Consider the following 254-nt stretch of genomic DNA (forward strand, 5'->3'; position numbering starts at 1 on the left):
GTTAAAAGTGGCAAGTGACAATGAAGGTTTAAGCTTTGATGAAGATAAATATAATAAGTTTATAAAATATAAAGAGCTTATACAAGAATGGAATGAAAAAGTAAATTTAACAGCAATTACAGAAGATGAAGAAATAATAAAAAAGCATTTTATAGATTCATTAAAAGTGTTTAAAATAGAAGAATTAAAAAAATGTAAAAAATTCATAGATATAGGTACAGGGGGAGGATTCCCAGGTGTACCTATGAAAATAA

The 254-nt window shown here is 25.2% G+C and carries 1 protein-coding gene; it reads left to right on the top strand.

Going from position 1 to position 254, the window contains the following annotated elements:
- Positions 1-254, top strand: a 254-nt coding sequence (locus CSGHG_RS24975; RefSeq protein WP_010291553.1) for a 16S rRNA (guanine(527)-N(7))-methyltransferase RsmG, incomplete at both ends; no start/stop codon positions are given.

The sequence above is a fragment of the Clostridium senegalense JC122 genome, from assembly GCF_000285575.1.
Lineage (GTDB): Bacteria > Bacillota > Clostridia > Clostridiales > Clostridiaceae > Clostridium_J > Clostridium_J senegalense.